At 58.9% G+C, this 17,664-nt stretch carries 11 protein-coding genes and 2 tRNA genes; 9 read left to right on the top strand and 4 right to left on the bottom strand.

What is annotated here, in order from left to right; all coding sequences use genetic code 11:
• Window positions 1–218 precede the first annotated feature (218 nt).
• The 5 genes from HNQ50_RS01345 to HNQ50_RS01325 all read left to right on the top strand — a co-directional run bounded on the left by HNQ50_RS01345 (window position 219) and on the right by HNQ50_RS01325 (window position 7,178).
• Window positions 219–294: transfer RNA gene (locus HNQ50_RS01345), tRNA-Val, on the top strand.
• Between the two features lie 9 nt (window positions 295–303).
• Window positions 304–380 (top strand) — tRNA-Asp (locus HNQ50_RS01340).
• 225 nt (window positions 381–605) lie between these two features.
• The gene (locus tag HNQ50_RS01335) at window positions 606–1,859 is read left to right on the top strand and encodes a PAS domain-containing protein (RefSeq protein WP_184096779.1); all 1,254 of its coding nucleotides are present in this window, start codon (window positions 606–608) and stop codon (window positions 1,857–1,859) included.
• Between the two features lie 285 nt (window positions 1,860–2,144).
• Window positions 2,145–6,053, top strand: a complete 3,909-nt coding sequence (gene hrpA / locus HNQ50_RS01330) for an ATP-dependent RNA helicase HrpA (protein ID WP_184096777.1) — start codon at window positions 2,145–2,147, stop codon at window positions 6,051–6,053.
• Window positions 6,054–6,146: 93 nt separating this feature from the next.
• Entirely contained in the window at window positions 6,147–7,178 is a 1,032-nt protein-coding gene (locus tag HNQ50_RS01325) for an alginate lyase family protein (protein ID WP_184096775.1), read from the top strand.
• Window positions 7,179–7,991: 813 nt separating this feature from the next.
• Here the strand turns inward: HNQ50_RS01325 and HNQ50_RS01320 are convergent.
• From HNQ50_RS01320 to HNQ50_RS01310, 3 genes are all read right to left on the bottom strand, one after another.
• Window positions 7,992–8,828 (bottom strand): sulfurtransferase, encoded by an 837-nt coding sequence (locus HNQ50_RS01320; protein WP_184096773.1) that lies wholly within the window; start codon window positions 8,826–8,828, stop codon window positions 7,992–7,994.
• Window positions 8,829–8,961: 133 nt separating this feature from the next.
• Entirely contained in the window at window positions 8,962–10,140 is a 1,179-nt protein-coding gene (locus tag HNQ50_RS01315; protein ID WP_184096771.1) for an acetyl-CoA C-acetyltransferase, read from the bottom strand.
• A gap of 196 nt (window positions 10,141–10,336) precedes the next feature.
• Window positions 10,337–12,061: a PHA/PHB synthase family protein gene (locus tag HNQ50_RS01310; protein ID WP_308419116.1), complete on the bottom strand. Its 1,725-nt coding sequence runs from the start codon at window positions 12,059–12,061 to the stop codon at window positions 10,337–10,339.
• Window positions 12,062–12,312: 251 nt separating this feature from the next.
• On the opposite strand from HNQ50_RS01310, the gene pbpG reads away from it, so the two are divergent.
• Complete coding sequence (pbpG, locus tag HNQ50_RS01305; RefSeq protein ID WP_184096769.1) at window positions 12,313–13,347, top strand: D-alanyl-D-alanine endopeptidase; 1,035 nt, start codon at window positions 12,313–12,315, stop codon at window positions 13,345–13,347.
• Between the two features lie 84 nt (window positions 13,348–13,431).
• On the opposite strand, the gene trxC is transcribed toward pbpG, so the two are convergent.
• Complete coding sequence (gene trxC, locus HNQ50_RS01300; RefSeq protein ID WP_184096767.1) at window positions 13,432–13,854, bottom strand: thioredoxin TrxC; 423 nt, start codon at window positions 13,852–13,854, stop codon at window positions 13,432–13,434.
• Between the two features lie 658 nt (window positions 13,855–14,512).
• On the opposite strand from trxC, the gene HNQ50_RS01295 reads away from it, so the two are divergent.
• The 3 genes from HNQ50_RS01295 (at window position 14,513) to HNQ50_RS01285 (ending at window position 17,642) form a co-directional block, all read left to right on the top strand.
• On the top strand, window positions 14,513–15,421 hold the full coding sequence (locus HNQ50_RS01295; RefSeq protein WP_184096765.1) for a recombination-associated protein RdgC: 909 nt from the start codon (window positions 14,513–14,515) through the stop codon (window positions 15,419–15,421).
• A 290-nt stretch (window positions 15,422–15,711) separates the two neighbouring features.
• Window positions 15,712–16,158, top strand: coding sequence for a MarR family winged helix-turn-helix transcriptional regulator (locus tag HNQ50_RS01290; protein WP_184096763.1), 447 nt, complete (start codon window positions 15,712–15,714; stop codon window positions 16,156–16,158).
• Window positions 16,158–17,642: an efflux transporter outer membrane subunit gene (locus HNQ50_RS01285; protein ID WP_184097878.1), complete on the top strand. Its 1,485-nt coding sequence runs from the start codon at window positions 16,158–16,160 to the stop codon at window positions 17,640–17,642. The genes HNQ50_RS01290 and HNQ50_RS01285 overlap by 1 nt, the downstream gene beginning before the upstream one ends.
• Window positions 17,643–17,664 lie beyond the last annotated feature (22 nt).

The raw sequence follows: 17,664 nt of genomic DNA, 5'->3' as shown, positions 1-17,664 counted from the left end.
TTTGAAAATTTCACCGGAGCGACTATCTATGTATGTTCTGGTTTTGAACTGGGGCAATTTATACCAAATGCCGCAGGCGCATGACTATACGCGCTGGGCCTCCACATCAGAGCGAGACACTTTATTGCGAGATTTTTACGGTTTTGCTACTTCTCTTCAAAAAAGTGTTTGACAGCCCAAAAGGTGCATGGTTAAATGCGCACCTCTCGACGAGACACGGGTGATTAGCTCAGATGGTAGAGCGTCTGCCTTACACGCAGAATGTCGGCGGTTCGATCCCGTCATCACCCACCAAACCGCTGCGGAGCGGTAGTTCAGTTGGTTAGAATACCGGCCTGTCACGCCGGGGGTCGCGGGTTCGAGTCCCGTCCGCTCCGCCAGCAACACTCTTGTTGCAGCCTTGTTTTTTCTGTAGTTCTGTACTGAATCCAATCCAGCTTTTACCAAAATTTCTTTCCGTTTGCGTAAGAATCCGACTACATGTCGTGGCTATCCGGCAACACTCAGCGGCCAGTTTCGACGCCCGTCGCTTTAATTCTATGGATTGCTTGACCTGACCCGGCTGCTAGCGCAAATTCGTCAGACATTGTCCACCGACCTTGCCCATGCCGCTTGCCTCACGCACTCTGGATAATCGCGCCCGCCCGCTGTCTGTCACCGTAGCCCTGATCGTCAGTGTGGGCGGCATTGCCGCGTTGCACACGTGGGGCGGTGTCACGCCTGGCTTACCCTTGTGGCTTATCGAAGCCTGGCTGGTTGCCGGCAGCGTCGCTCTGGCGCTGCTTGCCACACGCAGCCCGACGCATCGCATCGATGTCGCACTGGAAGCCGAACCTGCCAGCACCGACGTGGCCACGATTCCCATCGCCCATTGCCTGCCCGACCTGGTTTGGCGTATCGATTACGCCAACCGCACGGTCACCTCGCTCAACGAAGCCACAGCGCAATTTCACCCCTCTGCCTGCGACGGCAATGGCCGCTTGTCCGGCTTGTTCCCCGCCCGCGTGTCGCGCCAGTATCTGGAAGCGCTGATTTCTGTGCAGAGCACGCAGGTGCAACAACAATTTGAATACCGCCTGGGCAATGGCAACGAATCCGGCCAGCATGTTTTCGAAGCGCGCCTGCTTCCACTCTCACCGGGCGAATGTCTGGCAGTGATCCGGGATATCACGCAAATGAAGGCCACGGAAGAAGCCCTCTTCCAGCAGCAGTTGTTTGTCCATCAGATTATTGATTCCAGCCCCAACCTGATTTTTGTGCGCGACAAGCATGGCCGCTTCTTGCTGGTGAACCGCGCCACCCAAACCACGCTGGGGCATGAGTTGCTGGTGCAATCACACCTGGCCGCCCATGATCAAGCCATGCCGTTTACCACGGGCGACACCGAAGTGCTGGAGCATGGCGAGACGGTGCGCATTGTCGATCACTGGACACTACCCAATGGTCGCACTCACTGGTTTGATATCACCAAACAACCGCTGGTCCGCGAGGGCGATGTCTATATCTTGTCGATTGCCATCGACATCACCCATGTCAAGGCAGCCGAAGCGTTGATTGCTTCGTCCGACCCGCTCTCTGAAGGCGTGGCCGATGCGTTGCCCGTGCCGTTCATGCTGCTGCGCAAAGGCATCATCGAATTTGTAAACAACCCCTTCTGCGAGCGACTGAACACGCCGCCGACCGACCTGTTAGGCAGGCCGCTGGAAGCCATTACCGCCAACAGCGAGCAACTGCTGGCCGAATCCAGCCCTGGCACGGCGCTGGAGTTCCTTTACCACCGCGACCAGAAAACCCACGCCTGCCGGGTGCAGCAGATTGGTACGGAAGAAAAAACCAGAACCTTGCTGGTGTTGCACTGAGACGTGTGGTGGGCGATGGGCGATGGGCCAGATTTATGCGCACCACCTCGTCCCGCACACCACTACCTCGTCATTCCTGCGAAAGCCGGAATCCAGGTGTAAAAATCTGAGCCAAAGGCACTGCCCATAGTTTTTCCGCGGTTTGCCAAGGCAAGCCCACCTGCGGTGGGCGGGCTGGATTCCGGCTCAAGGCCGGAATGACGAGCCCGGGGGATTCCAGCGCCTCACTCCATCCTCACCAAATGCTAGAATCGTGCGTTTTTGACGCTCTGGTTCTACCCATACATGTCTACCGACCTTCTCGCCCAACTGGGCGAAGAACTCCAGCATTGCCTTGCCCGTGACCGAATCGGCCTGCAACCCAAGTTGCGGGCCGCGCAGCAGCGGGCCGCCCAGGGCAAACCGGTGGACCGCAGCCTGATTGAACTCACGCAGCAAATTCAGGCCAGTAGCCGCAAATACCAGCAACGCGAACAAAACCTGCCGCGCCCCACGTTTGACGATGCCCTGCCCGTCAACCAGAAACGGGATGATATCCGCGAGGCCATTGCGGCCAACCAGGTGGTCATCATCTGTGGCGAAACCGGTTCCGGCAAAACCACCCAGCTACCCAAAATCTGCCTGGAACTGGGCCGGGGCAAATCCGGCCTGATTGGCCACACGCAACCGCGCCGGCTGGCCGCCCGCACGGTGGCCACGCGCATTGCACAAGAACTCAATTCAGAAACCGGCGCCGTGGTCGGCTACAAGGTGCGCTTTGCCGACAAAACGTCCGAGGCCAGCTACATCAAGCTGATGACCGACGGGATTTTGCTGGCTGAAACCCTGAGCGACCCGCTTCTGAGTGCCTATGACACCATCCTGATCGATGAGGCGCACGAACGCAGCCTGAATATCGATTTCTTGCTGGGCTACCTGAAGCAACTGTTACCACAGCGGCCAGACCTGAAAGTCATCGTCACCTCCGCCACCATTGATGCGGACCGCTTTGCCAATCACTTTACCGGCGCGCCGGTGATTGAAGTCTCTGGCCGTACCTATCCGGTAGAAGTGCGTTATCGCCCGTTGCAAGCGCGCGATGAAGATGATGCCGAGATCGAAATGGAAGAAGCCATCGTCAACGCCGTTGAAGAGTTGTGGCGCCACGATGGCACTGGCGACGTGCTGGTGTTTTTGCCCGGCGAGCGCGAAATCCGCGAAACCGCAGAAGAATTCCGCAAAGCCAAAGTGCGGGATGCAGAAGTGTTGCCACTGCTGGCGCGCTTATCCAACGAAGAACAACAACGCATTTTCCGCAGCTCCAACGGTCGCCGCGTGGTCCTGGCCACCAACGTGGCCGAAACTTCGCTGACCGTGCCGGGCATCCGCTATGTGATCGATTCGGGCCAGGCCAGGGTGAACCGGTATTCGCCGCGCGCCAAGGTAGAGCAACTCCTGGTGGAGAAAATCTCCCAGGCGTCGGCCCGGCAGCGCGCCGGCCGTTGCGGTCGGGTCAGTTCCGGCATTTGTGTGCGTCTATATGACGAGGACGACTTCAACAACCGCCCGGCGTTTACCGATCCGGAAATTGTGCGCTCATCCCTTGCCGCCGTGATCTTGCGGATGGCTGCGCTCAAGCTGGGCAAGGTGGATGATTTTCCGTTCCTGGAAGCACCATCGGGCCGGCTGGTGGCAGATGGGTACCAGCAACTGCGTGAACTGGGCGCGGTTGACGAAGAAGACCGGCTCACGCCCGTGGGGCGGCAACTCTCCCGCCTGCCGGTCGACCCCAAGCTGGGCCGCATGTTGCTGGGCGGACACCAGGAAAACTGCCTGAAAGAAATTCTGGTGATTGCCAGCGCCATGAGCCTGCAAGACCCGCGCGAGCGTCCGTTTGATGCGCGGGATGCCGCAGACCGCGCGCAGCAACGCTTTGTCGATGAGAAGTCAGACTTCCAGTCCTATCTCAAGCTCTGGCATTTCTTTGAAGAAGCGCTAGCCAACAAGCAATCCAACCGGCAACTCGTCAACCTGTGCCACGAGCATTTTCTGTCGTATATGCGCCTGCGTGAATGGCGCGATCTGCACCGCCAGCTCACCGATATTGCGGAAGACATGGAATGGCGGCTGAACGACAAACCTGGCACTTACGAGCAAATCCACAAGGCCTTGTTGACCGGTTTGCTGGGCAATATCGGCATGAAACAGCCCGAGGCCGATGAATACCTGGGGGCACGCGGGATCAAGTTCCAGATTTTTCCGGGCTCCGGTCTCAAACGTGCGCGGCCCAAGTGGATTCTGGCCGGCGATCTGGTGGAAACCACCAAGCTGTTCGGGCGCTGCGTGGCTGCCATTGAGCCCGACTGGGTCGAGAAACTGGCACTGCATCTGGTCAGCCGCCAGTACTTTGATCCGCATTGGGAGAAAGAACCGGCGCAAGTGGTGGCCTCTGAGCGGGTCACACTCTATGGTTTGCCCATTGTGGCGCGCCGCCGTGTGAACTATGGCCGCATCAACCCGGTAGAAGCACGCGAGATCTTCATTCGTGAGGCGCTGGTCCGCTTTAATTTCAATACCAAAGCGAAGTTCCAGGAGCACAACTTTGATGTGCTGACCGAGATTGAAGAACTGGAACACAAGGCACGGCGCCAGGATTTCCTGGTGGACGAAGAGGTCTTGTACGCGTTTTTTGACCAGATCATTCCGCCTGGCATTGTGAACGGCGCTGGGTTTGAGGCCTGGCGCAAAGAAGCGGAAATTGCCAACCCGAAACTGCTGTTCCTGGATCGGGAAGAACTAATGCAGCGCGCCGCCGGTATGGTGACGGCCGAGCAATTCCCCACGCACTTCAAACTGGCTGAGGCGCGCCTGCCGCTGTCTTATCGGTTCGAGCCCGGCCACGTGCTGGACGGCATTACGCTGACCTTGCCGCTGCACCAACTCAACCGGGTCAATGCCCACGTGTTCGACTGGCTGGTGCCGGGCATGCTGCGCGAGAAAATCACGCTGCTGATTAAAGCCTTGCCCAAGAGCATCCGGCGCCTGTGCGTGCCGGTGCCGGATTTTGTGACGCGCATGCTGACCGAACTGGATAGCGGCGCCGATCGGGAAGCCCCGCTGTTACCGCAACTGGCCCGCGCTGCAACACGCGGCATCGGCCAGCCGGTATCAGAAGACGACTTTGCCAGCGTAGAACTACCGCTGCACTTGCAGATGAATTTTCGCGTCGTGGACGACGCCAGCCAGGAACTGGCCAGCGGCCGCGATCTGGTGGCCATCCGCGCCCAGTTGGGCGAAGCGGCGCAAATGACCTTTCGCGAAGCGGGCGGCAGCGGCGACGAAGGCGGCAACGAGATCGAGAAAACCGGTATCAACAAATGGGACTTTGGCGACTTGCCGGCCAAACTCACTTTCAAGCGTCAGGGCCGCAATACCACGGGCTACCCGGCACTGGTGGTGGATGAACCGGAAAGCTGCGCGATTTTGCTGTTTGATACCGAGCACGCGGCCGAAGCGGCGCACCGTGAAGGCGTGGTGCATTTGCTGCGGATTGAGCTCAAGGAGCACGTCAAACAGCTGCAAAAGTCCGTCCCCAATTTCCAGCAACTGGCGCTGCAATTGCGCAGTATCGGCAATGCCGACATGCTGCTGGACGATCTGGTGAACTGCATCTGCAACCGTGCTTTCCTGGGTGAAGATGACGCACCACGCACCAAAAAAGCGTTTGATGAGCAAAAGTCCCGTGCCCGCGCGCGCCTGCCATCGGTGCGGGATGCCGCCATCCGCGCGCTGACCGAGGTCGTGGCCGAGTACGGCCCGGTGGCCCAAATCGCCAACAAACCCGGCCAGATCAGCCATGAACTGAAAGACCAATTGAACAAGCTGGTCTTCAACGGCTTTATGGCCGCCACGCCGTGGGAGCAATTGCCGCGGTTGCCGGTTTATCTGAAAGCCATCAAGTTGCGGGTCGACAAACGCACGGCCAACCCGGCACGTGATGCCCAACGCGCCGCAGAAGTGCTGGACTTTGAAGGCAAATGGCGCGCAGAGATTGAAAAATGGCAGCGCGATGGCCGCGACACCGCCAAACTTTTGCCGGTGCGCTGGATGATTGAGGAGTGGCGCATCAGCCTGTTTGCGCAGGAATTGCGCACGCCTTATCCGATCTCACTCAAGCGCTTGAGCAAATTGTGGGAAGAACTGCTGCGACGCTGATCACAGCGGCTCTGTGGTAGGTTCAGGGACGGTAAACGCGGCGCACAAGTGCCGCGTTTAGCTTTCACCACCCTGTGTTTTCCGGATCGTCCTGTGTTCAAACCACTTGTGTTATCGCTATTGCTGATCAGCGCCCCCATCACCGCGCTGGCCAGTGGCTTTGCCATTTTCAGCCCGCTGTCCATCAACCGCATGGCGCAAACCGGCGACACCCCGGTTGCCCGTCAGGTACTGCACGCAGCCGACCTGGCACGCCACCGCAATCCACAGCCGCTGCCCCGCGTGCACACCGAAGGCACCCTGCCGCATCAGGGCATCCGTGACCAGAGCATTGCCGCCGAAGCAGACTGGCCTGCCATCCTGAATCTGGCGCTGGCCTGGAGAATCTCTGGCGATGATGTTTATCTGGTGGCGCTCAGTGGCTATCTGGACGCCTGGTTTCCGCTCTATCACGCCTCGCTCAATCCGATTGATGAGACCAATCTGGATACCGTGATCCTGGCCTACGATCTGACAGCCGACCGACTGCCCAGCGCGACGCGTGCCAATATGGACGACTTTTTGCGGCAACTGGCGACGGGTTATATCGCCCAGGCCAGACTCAAGAAAGATCACGGCAACTGGCAAAGCCACCGGATCAAGCTGGCCACGATGGCTGCCTTTGCCCTGAATGACACGGCACTGATCAATGGGGCGCACAAGGTATTTGAAAAACACCTGGCCAACAACCTGCAGGCCGATGGCAGCGTGTTTGATTTTCATGAGCGCGATGCGTTGCATTATGTGGTCTACGACCTGCAACCCTTGCTGATGGCCACGCTTGCCGCCCAGCGCCATGATCAGAACTGGGTTCAGGACGTCACCCCCGAGGGTGCAACGTTGGGCAAAGCGCTGGACTGGCTGACGCCATATGCCCAAGGGGATGAAACGCATATCGAATACGTGCATTCCACCGTCAAGTTCGACTCCCAGCGGCGCGATGCCGGCGAGCCCGGATTCTCTGGCCCTTGGGACCCGCAAAGCGCAACGCAATTGTTCAACCTGGCCGCCTTGCTGGACCAGCGCTATGCGCCACTCGCAGCGCGGCTGGGGCGGCCGGCGGCGTGGATGGTGTTGGGGCAGTAACGTTGTTGGCGAACTTTCATTCTTATCTATATTGCCATCCCGGATTCTCGCTGGCGCTTCATCCGGGCTACGCGGTGGTTCTTTGCCGGCAAAGGCCACCGGCGGCGGCCTGACTGGATTCCGGCGTTCGCCGGAATGACGAAGTGGTGGGGAAGATAAACCATTCTTGCAGACGGTTTGTGGGGTTGGGGTTGGGGCAGTAATGTTGTTAGCGCACTTTCATTCTTATCTATATTGCCGCCCCGGATTCCCGCTGGCGCTTCATCCGGGCTACGCGGTGGATCTTTGACGGCAAAGGCCACCTGCGGCGGCCTGGCTGGATTCCGGCGTTCGCCGGAATGACGAGGTGGTGGGCAAGATAAACCATGCTTGCAAACAGATGATTTGCGGGGTTGGGGCTGCTTTTGACGTGGCCGTGGCCGTTGTTTTTGACTTGCCTCCCCTTCGGCAGTGCCGAGCACCGCAGCGGGGTCCGGGGTTTCGGTGAGGGGTGTCTGAGCGCAGCGAGTTCCTGCCCCTTGGGGGTACCCCCACAAAGTTGATCATCCCATCGGATGACAGTAGAAGCGGGGCTGGAGCCTGCCGGGCCACGCGAGGAGCGCAGGGAACCCACGTAGTGGGCGCTGTCGTCGGGGTCGCCTTTTCTTTGGTTACTTTCTTTTGGCGAAGCAAAAGAAAGTAACGTGCTCCGGCCACCGCCGGTATCAAATGCTTTTAAAACCTGCGCCAAAGGCGCTAACACGCCACAGCAGCAATGGTGGATTGTCGCTACCGCTCCGAATCCACCCTACGCCCCCCGACAAAAAAAGACCATTACCGTGCCACCGGCCGCGCCGGATCGGCGCACCACTCACTCCAGGACCCGGCATACAAGCGTCCGCCCGCCAGGCCCGCAGCGGCCAGTGCCAGCAAGTTGTGACAGGCCGTCACGCCAGATCCGCACTGGTGCACCACATCAGCGGGCGGGATCGCCCCCAGCACGCCTTGCCATTCTTGTTGCAACTGGTGCGCCTCCTTGAAGCGGCCACCGGGCGCCAGGTTGTGCTGAAAGAAACGGTTGATGGCCCCGGGGATATGCCCGCCAATCGGGTCCATGGTTTCGCCCTCGCCCCGAAAACGCTCCGGGCTGCGGGCATCCACCACCTGAAATGACGACTCGCGCAGATCAGCCTCAACCTCGGCCGCAGTCACGCGCCGTTCCGGGCGCAGGTGCGGTATAAAACTCTTTGATTCAACCGGTCGCACATTGGCCGAGACGCGCTGGCGCGCGCCCTGCCAGGCTTGATACCCGCCATCCAGCACCTGCACATTGTCATGCCCCAGCCAGCCCAGCATCCACCACAGGCGTGCTGCATACATGCCGCCAGAGCCGTCATATGCCACCACATGACTGTCATTGCCGATGCCCACAGCACCCAGGCGCGTGGCAAGCCAGCGCGGATCTGGCAAGGGATGGCGTCCGTTGCTGCCCGTTTTGGGGCCGGAGAGGTCTTCATCCAGATTCAGAAAAACCGCGCCGGGGATATGGTCCAGCGCATACGCCTCCCGACCGGCTTGCGGGTTGGCGAGGTCGTGACGGCAATCGACAATCACAAGGTCGGAGTCAGTCATGCGGGTGGCCAGTTCAGCCACAGTGATCAACGGAGACATCGGACAATACTCCAGCCAGGTTGGGATAGGGGCAGTGTGCCATCAGGCTGGACAATGCCAATGTGGTAACGGGTTGATCACAAGAAAAAGCGCCGGCCCTGCCAGCGCTTTTTCCGGTTGCAGCAATGACAGCTTAGCGCTCTACCGCCAGCGAAACACCCATGCCACCGCCAATACACAGGGTAGCAAGGCCACGCTTGGCATCGCGCCGGATCATTTCATGCAGCAAGGTGACGAGGATACGGCAACCGGAAGCACCAATCGGATGACCCAGCGCAATAGCACCGCCATTGACGTTCACACGGCTCCAGTCCCAGTTCAGCTCACGTGCTACGCCCAGCGCCTGGGCGGCAAAGGCTTCGTTGCCTTCCAGCAGATCAATGCTGTCCAGCGTCCAGCCGGTACGGGCCAGCACGCGGTGCGTGGCGGGGACCGGCCCCATGCCCATGATGCTGGGGTCAACACCTGCGGAAGCGGCAGCGCGAATGGTCGCCAGCGGCTTCAGGCCCAGTTCGTCGGCTTTGGCGCGGGTCATCAGGATGACACCGGCTGCGCCGTCATTGATGCCAGATGCATTACCCGCCGTGACGGTGCCTTCTTTATCGAACGCGGCGCGCAACTTGGAGAGCGACTCCATGGTGGTGTTGGATTTGATGAATTCATCCTGATCAAACACCACGGGATCACCCTTGCGCTGCGGAATGTGCACCGGAATGATTTCATCGGCAAAACGGCCGGCGGCCTGGGCTGCGGCCGCTTTGGTTTGCGAGGCCAGTGCCAGCTCATCTTGTTCGGTGCGGCTGATACCGTACTTTTTGGCGATGTTTTCGGCGGTGATACCCATGTGGTACTGCTTGTAGGCGTCGGTCAGGCCGTCGTACACCATGCTATCGATCAGTTGGGCATTGCCCATACGAAAACCATCGCGGCTGCCCGGCAAAATATGCGGGGCAGCGCTCATGTTTTCCTGGCCGCCCGCAATCACAATCTCGCTCTCGCCCGAAAGGATGGCTTGCACGCCCAGCGCCACGGCTTTCAGACCCGAACCACACACCTGATTAATGGTCAGGCCAGGCACGGCGTCTGGCAGTCCGGCCAGACGCAATGCCTGGCGGGCCGGGTTTTGCCCAAGGCCAGCCGTCAGCACATTGCCCAGGATGACTTCACTGACTTGATCTGCAGCGAGGCCACTGCGTGCCAGCAAGCCCTTGATCACGGTAGCGCCCAGTTCCGGCGCACTGACCTTGGCGAGGCTACCGCCGAAATTGCCAATGGCGGTGCGCCCGGCAGCAACAATCACGATCTCACTCATTGTGTTTCTCCAAACCAGCGTTGCAAGAGTCTGGCCACACCTTGCGGCGGGCCGTGATCGGGGCCGGTTTCTGCGTTGAAGACCGGCGCCCCTGCGTTGGTTCATCCGGCGTGGATGGCCGGATGGGCACAAACAAAGTGTCTTGGTGCCATCAACCAGGCCCGCTGCCACTGGCAGTCAGGTCTGGTTGTGGCGTTTAGTCGCGCTTCTCTTTTACATAACGGCCAGGCGCGGGTTCAATGGGTTTGAACCCGGCTGCGCCCAGCGTTTTACGGGCAGCCACCTTCTTGCCGGTGAACTGCTGCAACCACTCATTCCAGTCTACCCACCAGCTACCCGGCCTGGATTCGGCGTTTTCAAACCAGGCATCCGGCGTAGCGGCCAGTTTCTCGTTCACCCAGTAATTGCGTTTGCCTGCCGCCGGGTGATTGATGGTGCCGGCAATATGGCCCGATGCGCCCAGCACAAAACGGGTCGGCCCACTGAAGATGCGTTGCGTACCCCATGCCGATTTCCACGGCACAATGTGGTCTTCCCGCGCAGCAAACACATAGGTGGGCGTCGTGACCGTGGTCAGGTCAATCGGCACGCCACACAGCGAAAACGAACCGGGGCGGGCCAGGTTGTTTTCCAGATACATATTGCGCAAGAAGAAGGTATGCATCGGCAACGCCAGGTTGGCCGAGTCATTGTTCCAGTACAACAGATCGAACGGCGGCGGTGTTTTACCTTTCAGATAACTGCTGACGACATAGTTCCAGATCAGATCGTTGGCCCGCAGGGACGAGAACGTGCGCGCCAGTTCCTTGCCGGACACCACGCCACCCTTGTCAAGTTGCGCCTCGCGGGAACGGATGAGGTTCCAGTCAATATAGTGCTTGATATCGCCCGGGTCAGAATGATCCAGCATGGAGGTCATCAAGGTGACGGAACGGAACCAGTCCTGATTGCGCGATTGCATGACCGGGATCGACGTCGCCACCAGCCCGCCGCCAATGCAGAACGAAAGCACATTCATCTGCTCACGCCGGCTGATCTTGCGGACCACTTCTGCCGCCTTGATCACGCCGTCGTCGACGTAATCATCCCATTGCAGATGGCCCAGCTCTGGCCCGATGGAGCGCCAGGAAACCAGAAACACCGTGTTGCCCTGTTCCACGCACCAACGCACCATCGAGTTTTCGGCCTGCAAATCCATGATGTAGTACTTGTTCACGCAAGGCGGCACGATCAACAAGGGAACTTCGTTCACCTGAGCGGTCAATGGCGTGTACTGAATCAATTGCAGGATGTCATTTTCAAAGACCACCGCGCCTTCGGTGACGGCCAGATTACGGCCGACCTCGAACAGCGACTCATCCGTCATGGTGATGGTGCCCTTGTTGATGTCATCCAGCAGTCGGCGCATGCCTTCCTGCAAGCTTTCACCCTGGGTCTCGGCCGCCAGCTTCATGACCTCTGGATTGGTGAGCGCAAAATTGGCCGGGCTCATGGCATCCAGATATTGCCGCGTGAAAAACGCGGCTTTTTCACGCAACGTGTCGTCGGTTTGCGCCGAATCGACCACTTGCAACAGATAACGGGAGGTCAACAGATAATTTTGCTTGATCCAGGAAAACAGCGGCGCTTCCCACTCGGGCGAGTTGAAACGGCGATCGCCCTTCTCTGGCTGAACGGCGGCGGCCGGTGCTTTGGCACCAATCAAGCCCAGCCACAGATCAAGTTGTTGCTGATAGTACTCAGCCTGGCGCGCTTGCCATTCGGCCGTATGCGTGGGGACAGTCGCCAGCACTTTGGGTACAAGATGCGGCAACGCGTCATCCACGGTGGGTGCCACCGCGTTGACCCACTGCTGCCACCATTGCTGGCTGGCTTCATTCATTTGCTGGAAAAAACCGTCAAATGGCGTGGCCTGGGACACAATCGATCGCTCCGTCGGGTTGGAATGATGGTCAGGTACTGCCCTGAAGTGACGCACAAAGGTGCGTCAATTATCACAAATGGTGCACCACAACATACATAAATCCCTCACTTGCTGCAAGGTCGGTGAAATCTTTTAAAGTTGCACTTTGCAAGTAGTACGCGACCTCTTGATTTGGCATGACATTTTGCATTTTCTCAATTAGTATTACAGCGTTCTGATAATCATGGCCGCACATTTGGAGATCGTTGATGCGTCCCGCTTTTCCTCTTTTTGTCACGTTGCTGACTGCAGCCACCCTGAGTATTGCTCCGGTCGCCAGCGCAACCACGACTCATAAGCACAAACACACTACCCAATCTGCAAGCAAGAAGACAGCCACGCCCAAGGCGACTGCCAAGACTGCTTCTGCACGCAGCACCACCGTCTATGAAAAAGGCCGGGTCAAGCGCACGGCCATTGCCAATGCCCGTAGCAGCGTTCATGTCACCCGTACGCTGGCGCTATCCAGCTTCACTGCTGACAATCCTGGCCTGCAATCAGCCTCTGTGCTGATCCTGAACGAAAACACCGGTGACGTGGTGTACCAGAAGAACCCGGACGAAATTGCGCCGATTGCTTCGATTACCAAGCTGATGACCGCCATGGTCACGCTGGATGCCCACCTGCCGATGAACGAATACATCACCATCAGCGATGATGATGTTGATACGCTCAAGAACAGTTCGTCACGCCTGCGCGTGGGCACCCGCCTGACCCGCGCGGAAGTCATGTTGCTGGCCCTGATGTCGTCGGAAAACCGCGCGGCCGCAGCGCTCTCGCGCACTTATCCGGGTGGCCGCGACTTGTTTATCCGCAAGATGAACGAGAAAGCCACCGAACTGGGTATGACCCACAGTCATTTCTATGACTCTACCGGTCTGACTCCGCAAAACGTCTCCAGTGCCCGTGATCTGGTATTGATGGTGCGTGCGGCGCGCAAGTATCCGGAGATTCACGAGTTCACCACCTCGTCCCAGTATGAGTTCACCTCCAATCTGAACGGCCGCACTATGGCTTTTCACAACACCAATCCGTTGGTGAAAGAAGAGCAATGGGATATTGGCCTGACCAAGACCGGCTTTACCAATGAAGCCGGCCATTGTCTGGTCATGGAAGCCACTATCAGTGGCACGCCGGTGGTGATTGTCTTGCTGGATTCAACCGGCAAATACACTCGCATTGGCGATGCCAACCGCGTCAAGAAATGGCTGGAAACCAGCCCGGTGGCACTGGCACGGAGCTGATTTCAGCGTGCTGCATTTGAGCTGCCAATAAAAAAGCCCGGTCGATACCGGGCTTTTTTCATATCTGGCCACTGTTGAAGTTCATCAGAAAAAATCAGACAGCCAGGCTTTGAACTGCCCCGACGACATCGCCCCGCTCTGCCGCGCCTGTTCCTGGCCACGTTCAAATACCAGCAAGGTGGGGATACTGCGAATACGCAAACTATTGGCCAGGGTTTGCTCCTGATCGGTATCGACCTTCACAAACGTGGCTTTGCCGGCAAAGTGTTCTGCCGCAGAAACAAACGCTAGCGCAAACGCCTGACAGGGGCCGCACCAGGTCGCCCAGCAATCCACCACCAGCGGTTGTTTAAGTTGTTTACTGAGCACGGCAAACTGCTCCCCGGTCACGGCAAGCGGCGCGCCTGCAAACATTGGCTTGTGGCAGGCACCACAGGCGGGGTTATCGGTGATGCGTTCGTCATCGATGCGGTTCTGGGTATGGCAGTGGGGACAGGCGATTTGCATGAGGCGTCTCTCTTTTTGATCTGTCAGGAGTCGTTGTTTTTGGTGCTGGGCGATACGGGTGATTGCCAAGGATACACCGGTGGGTCATTTGTGCAGAGGTGGGAGTCTGGCGATGGTGGTGGCTATGGTCACTTTCTGCCACGGTGCCACTGACTCGTCATTCCGGCGGAGGCCGGAATCCAGTCCGGCCGCCGCAGGTGGCCTTTGCCAGGTTGGCCGTAGGGTGGATTCGGAGCGGGAGCGACAATCCACCACGGCAATGTATGTTGTTAGCGCCTGCGGCGCGGGTCTTTTAAAAGCATTTGATACCGGCGGTGGCCGGAGCACCTCACTTTCTTTGCCTCGCCACCTCGGCGGCCCCAAAGAAAGTAAGCAAAGAAAGGCGACCCCAGCCCTGCGGCCCTCCGGGCTGCCCTCAGTCGGTCGGGAGCCTGAGGTCTCCCGCCCTCCTTCGGCGCTGGGCTTTAATGGGGGAGAAAGTCAAAAACAACGGCAACGGCAACACCAACACCAACACCAACCGCCACCGCCACCGCCACTGCAACTGCAACTGCCCCCCGCTTTCACAGTATCTCGCGCCCAACAACATTTCCTGGTTTGCGCCAGGCGGGTGTGCCGGTACAATCGCCCACCCAATCAAGTTTACGAGCGCCGCACCATGCTCTGGTTTCGCAATATCCAGATTTACCGCCTTTCCGCCGACCACGCACTCACAGCAGACAGCATCAACGATCTGCTGGCCAAGCGTCCGTTTTTCAGTTGCGGCAGCCAGGACCTGATGACGCAGGGCTGGATTGCCCCGGCTGCGCATATGCCCGAATCGATGGCGTATCCCTATCAGGATACGGTCCTCGTCATGCTCAAGACCGAAGAAAAGCTGCTGCCCGGCTCGGTGATCAAGCAAACCGCAGATTCGCGCGTGCAAGAGATAGAAGCGCGGGAGAACCGCAAGGTGGGCAAGCGCGAGATCAAGGAATTGCGCGAGCGCATTACCGAAGAACTGTTGCCGCGCGCGTTTACCCGTTCGCGCACCACGCGCGCGCTGATTGATCTGGCCAATAATCTGGTGCTGGTCGAAAGCGCCAGCGCTGCCAAAGCAGAAGTCACCCTGTCGTTGCTGCGTGAAGCACTGGGCAGCTTGCCCACGCGTCTGATCCAGACCAACACCACGCCGCAAACCGCCATGACTGTGTGGCTGGAATCAGCCGACGCGGGTCTGTTTGATCTGGGTCAGGATGTAGAACTGCGCGCGCCGGGCGAAGATGGCCCGATTGCCCGCCTGGTCAAACAGCCACTGATGGGCGAGGAAATTGCCCAGCATTTGTCATCCGGCAAGCTGGTGACCAAGATGGCACTGTCCTGGAACGACCGCATTGCGCTGCAACTGACCGACAAGATGGAACTCAAGCGCGTCGCCATGCTGGAGGCCCTGCAAGACGACTTCAAAAATGCCGATGCAGCGGACAAAGCCGCGTTGTTTGATTCCGGTCTGGCCCTCTTTGTTGGCGAAACCCGCGCGCTGGTGCCCGATTTGCTGGAAGCACTGGGCGGTGAACAGCCAGCCTGATCTGCTCCCCCCATTGCCAGAGAAAAAGCCCGCCATTGCGGGCTTTTTTATTTGGGCCGTACAGAACACCATGTGCCCTGTTGCTGTTATGCAAAATGAATTGTTTGTCCAGAATCCAGAACAATCAGACCGACCAGTCGGCTAGAACGCAAAAATACCACTCAAAATCAGGCAATTACCGCACAAACACTGGCCAGGATCGACTATTCGCTTTCATACCATTGCTTTGACAATAATCACAAAAGAAACCTACCATCGGCCACCGACTTTACCATCAACAAGGTTTGCCAATGTCTTCCATCCAAGCACCCGAAGAAAATCTCGGGGTTCTGGTTCGCCAGGTTCGTGACGGTCTGTTTCATCTGTTTGAACGCAAGCTGGCTTCCAGCGGCCTTGAACTGAATCTGAGCCAGTACCTGGTGCTCAAGCGTCTGGCCTACCACGGTGCACAAACGGCAACCGAGCTGGCACGCGCCATTGACCACGATGCGGGCGCCATGACCCGCCTCCTGGACAAGCTGGAAGAGAAAGGCTATCTGCGCCGCCAGCCCCATCAGGAAGACCGTCGTGCTTTACAGATCACCCTGACCGAAGCGGGCCTGGCGCTGTGGACTACCATGCGTAGTTGCGGCGACGACTCGATGGGTCAGGCGCTGGTCGACCTCTCTGCAGAAGAACAAGAAACTTTGATTTCGCTCCTCAAACGTGTCAGGAACAGTCTGGAGAACGCGCAGTGATGAAAAAAACCTTGCGACGGCAAGTATCGTCGCACCCGCTGGTCTTGAGCGCGCTCATGGTGGCGTTGCTGGCAGGCTGTGCCAATCAGGATGGATTAAGTCCACAAGGCAAACTGCTTGATGCCAATACGCTGGCGGGCAAGAACACCCTGGCTGCCGCCAAAGTGGGCAGCGCCTGGCCAGATCAGGTGTGGTGGACCACGCTGGGCGATACCCAGTTGTCCGCGCTGATGGACGAAGCCTTCAAGAACAACCCCAATCTGGACGCCGCTGACGCGCGCACCCGCCTGGCTCTGGCGCAGGCCGGTGCCGCCGACGCCGCGCGCATGCCGCGCCTGGATGCCGCTGCCGCGTACTCGGGCATCCGTATTCCGGGTACCGTGTTGCCGCCGCCCTATGGCGATAGCTACGCCGCGCTGAAGATGGTCTCGCTCAAATTCAGCTATGACTTTGATCTGTGGGGCGGTCAGCGGGCTGCGTGGGAGGCCGCCGTCGGCCAGAGCCGCGCCACCTTGATTGATGCCCAGCAATCACGCATTACGCTGTCTACCAATATTGCCCGCACGTATTCGCAACTGGGTTATGCCTGGCAAATCCAGGACATTGCCAAGGCCGATTTGCAGCGCGCGCAGAACCAGCTCGATCTGGTGCAGCAACGCGTCAGCGCCGGCATTGATAGCCAGGTGCAGCTCAAACAAGCGCAGTCCGCGCTGCCGGCCGCGCGCCAGCAGGTGGAAGCCGCACATCAACAAATTGATGACGGTCAGCTTGCCCTGGCGGCACTGCTGGGCGCAGGCCCGGATCGTGGTCAGCAACTGGCCCGGCCACAAGCCCTGCAACCGGGCGTGCTGGCTTTGCCGGGTGTCTTGCCGGCAGATCTGGTCGGCCGGCGCGCCGATATCGTCGCCGCCCGCTGGCGGGTGGAAAGCGCCAGCAAGGACATCAAGGCTGCGCAGACCAGGTTCTACCCGGATTTCAATCTGACCGCCGCCATTGGCCTTGCCTCGCTCTCTATGGGCAATTTGCCGGAGTGGGAAAGCCGTTACGCCCAACTGGGCCCTGCCCTGACCTTGCCGATCTTTGATGGTGGCCGCCTGCGCGCCAATCTGTCGGCCAAAGATGCGCAATACGATCTGGCGGTGGCGCAGTACAACCAGGCGCTGGTGAACGCCATGCACGAAGTGGCCGCTGAAGTCAGCGCCATTGCATCGCTGAACAAACAAGTGGTCGAGCAGAAAAGCGCCATCCAGACCGTCCAGGAAGCCTATGACCTGGCCACCCAGCGCTACAAGGGCGGCCTTGGTAACTATCTGGACGTGCTGAGCGTGCAACAACAATTGTTGAATGCGCAGATGCGCCTGGCTTCGCTCAATGCACAACAACTGGATGCATCGATTCTGCTGGTACAGGCCCTGGGTGGCGGTTATCGCCCGGACGCAGATACGCCGGCCATTGCCGCCTCCGCCCCGGCTGCCGCGCAGTAAGCGGCCCCCACTGATCAGCAAA

This window comes from Silvimonas terrae, assembly GCF_014202765.1.
GTDB lineage: Bacteria > Pseudomonadota > Gammaproteobacteria > Burkholderiales > Chitinibacteraceae > Silvimonas > Silvimonas terrae.
This window is presented reverse-complemented; position numbering and strand designations above follow the sequence as displayed.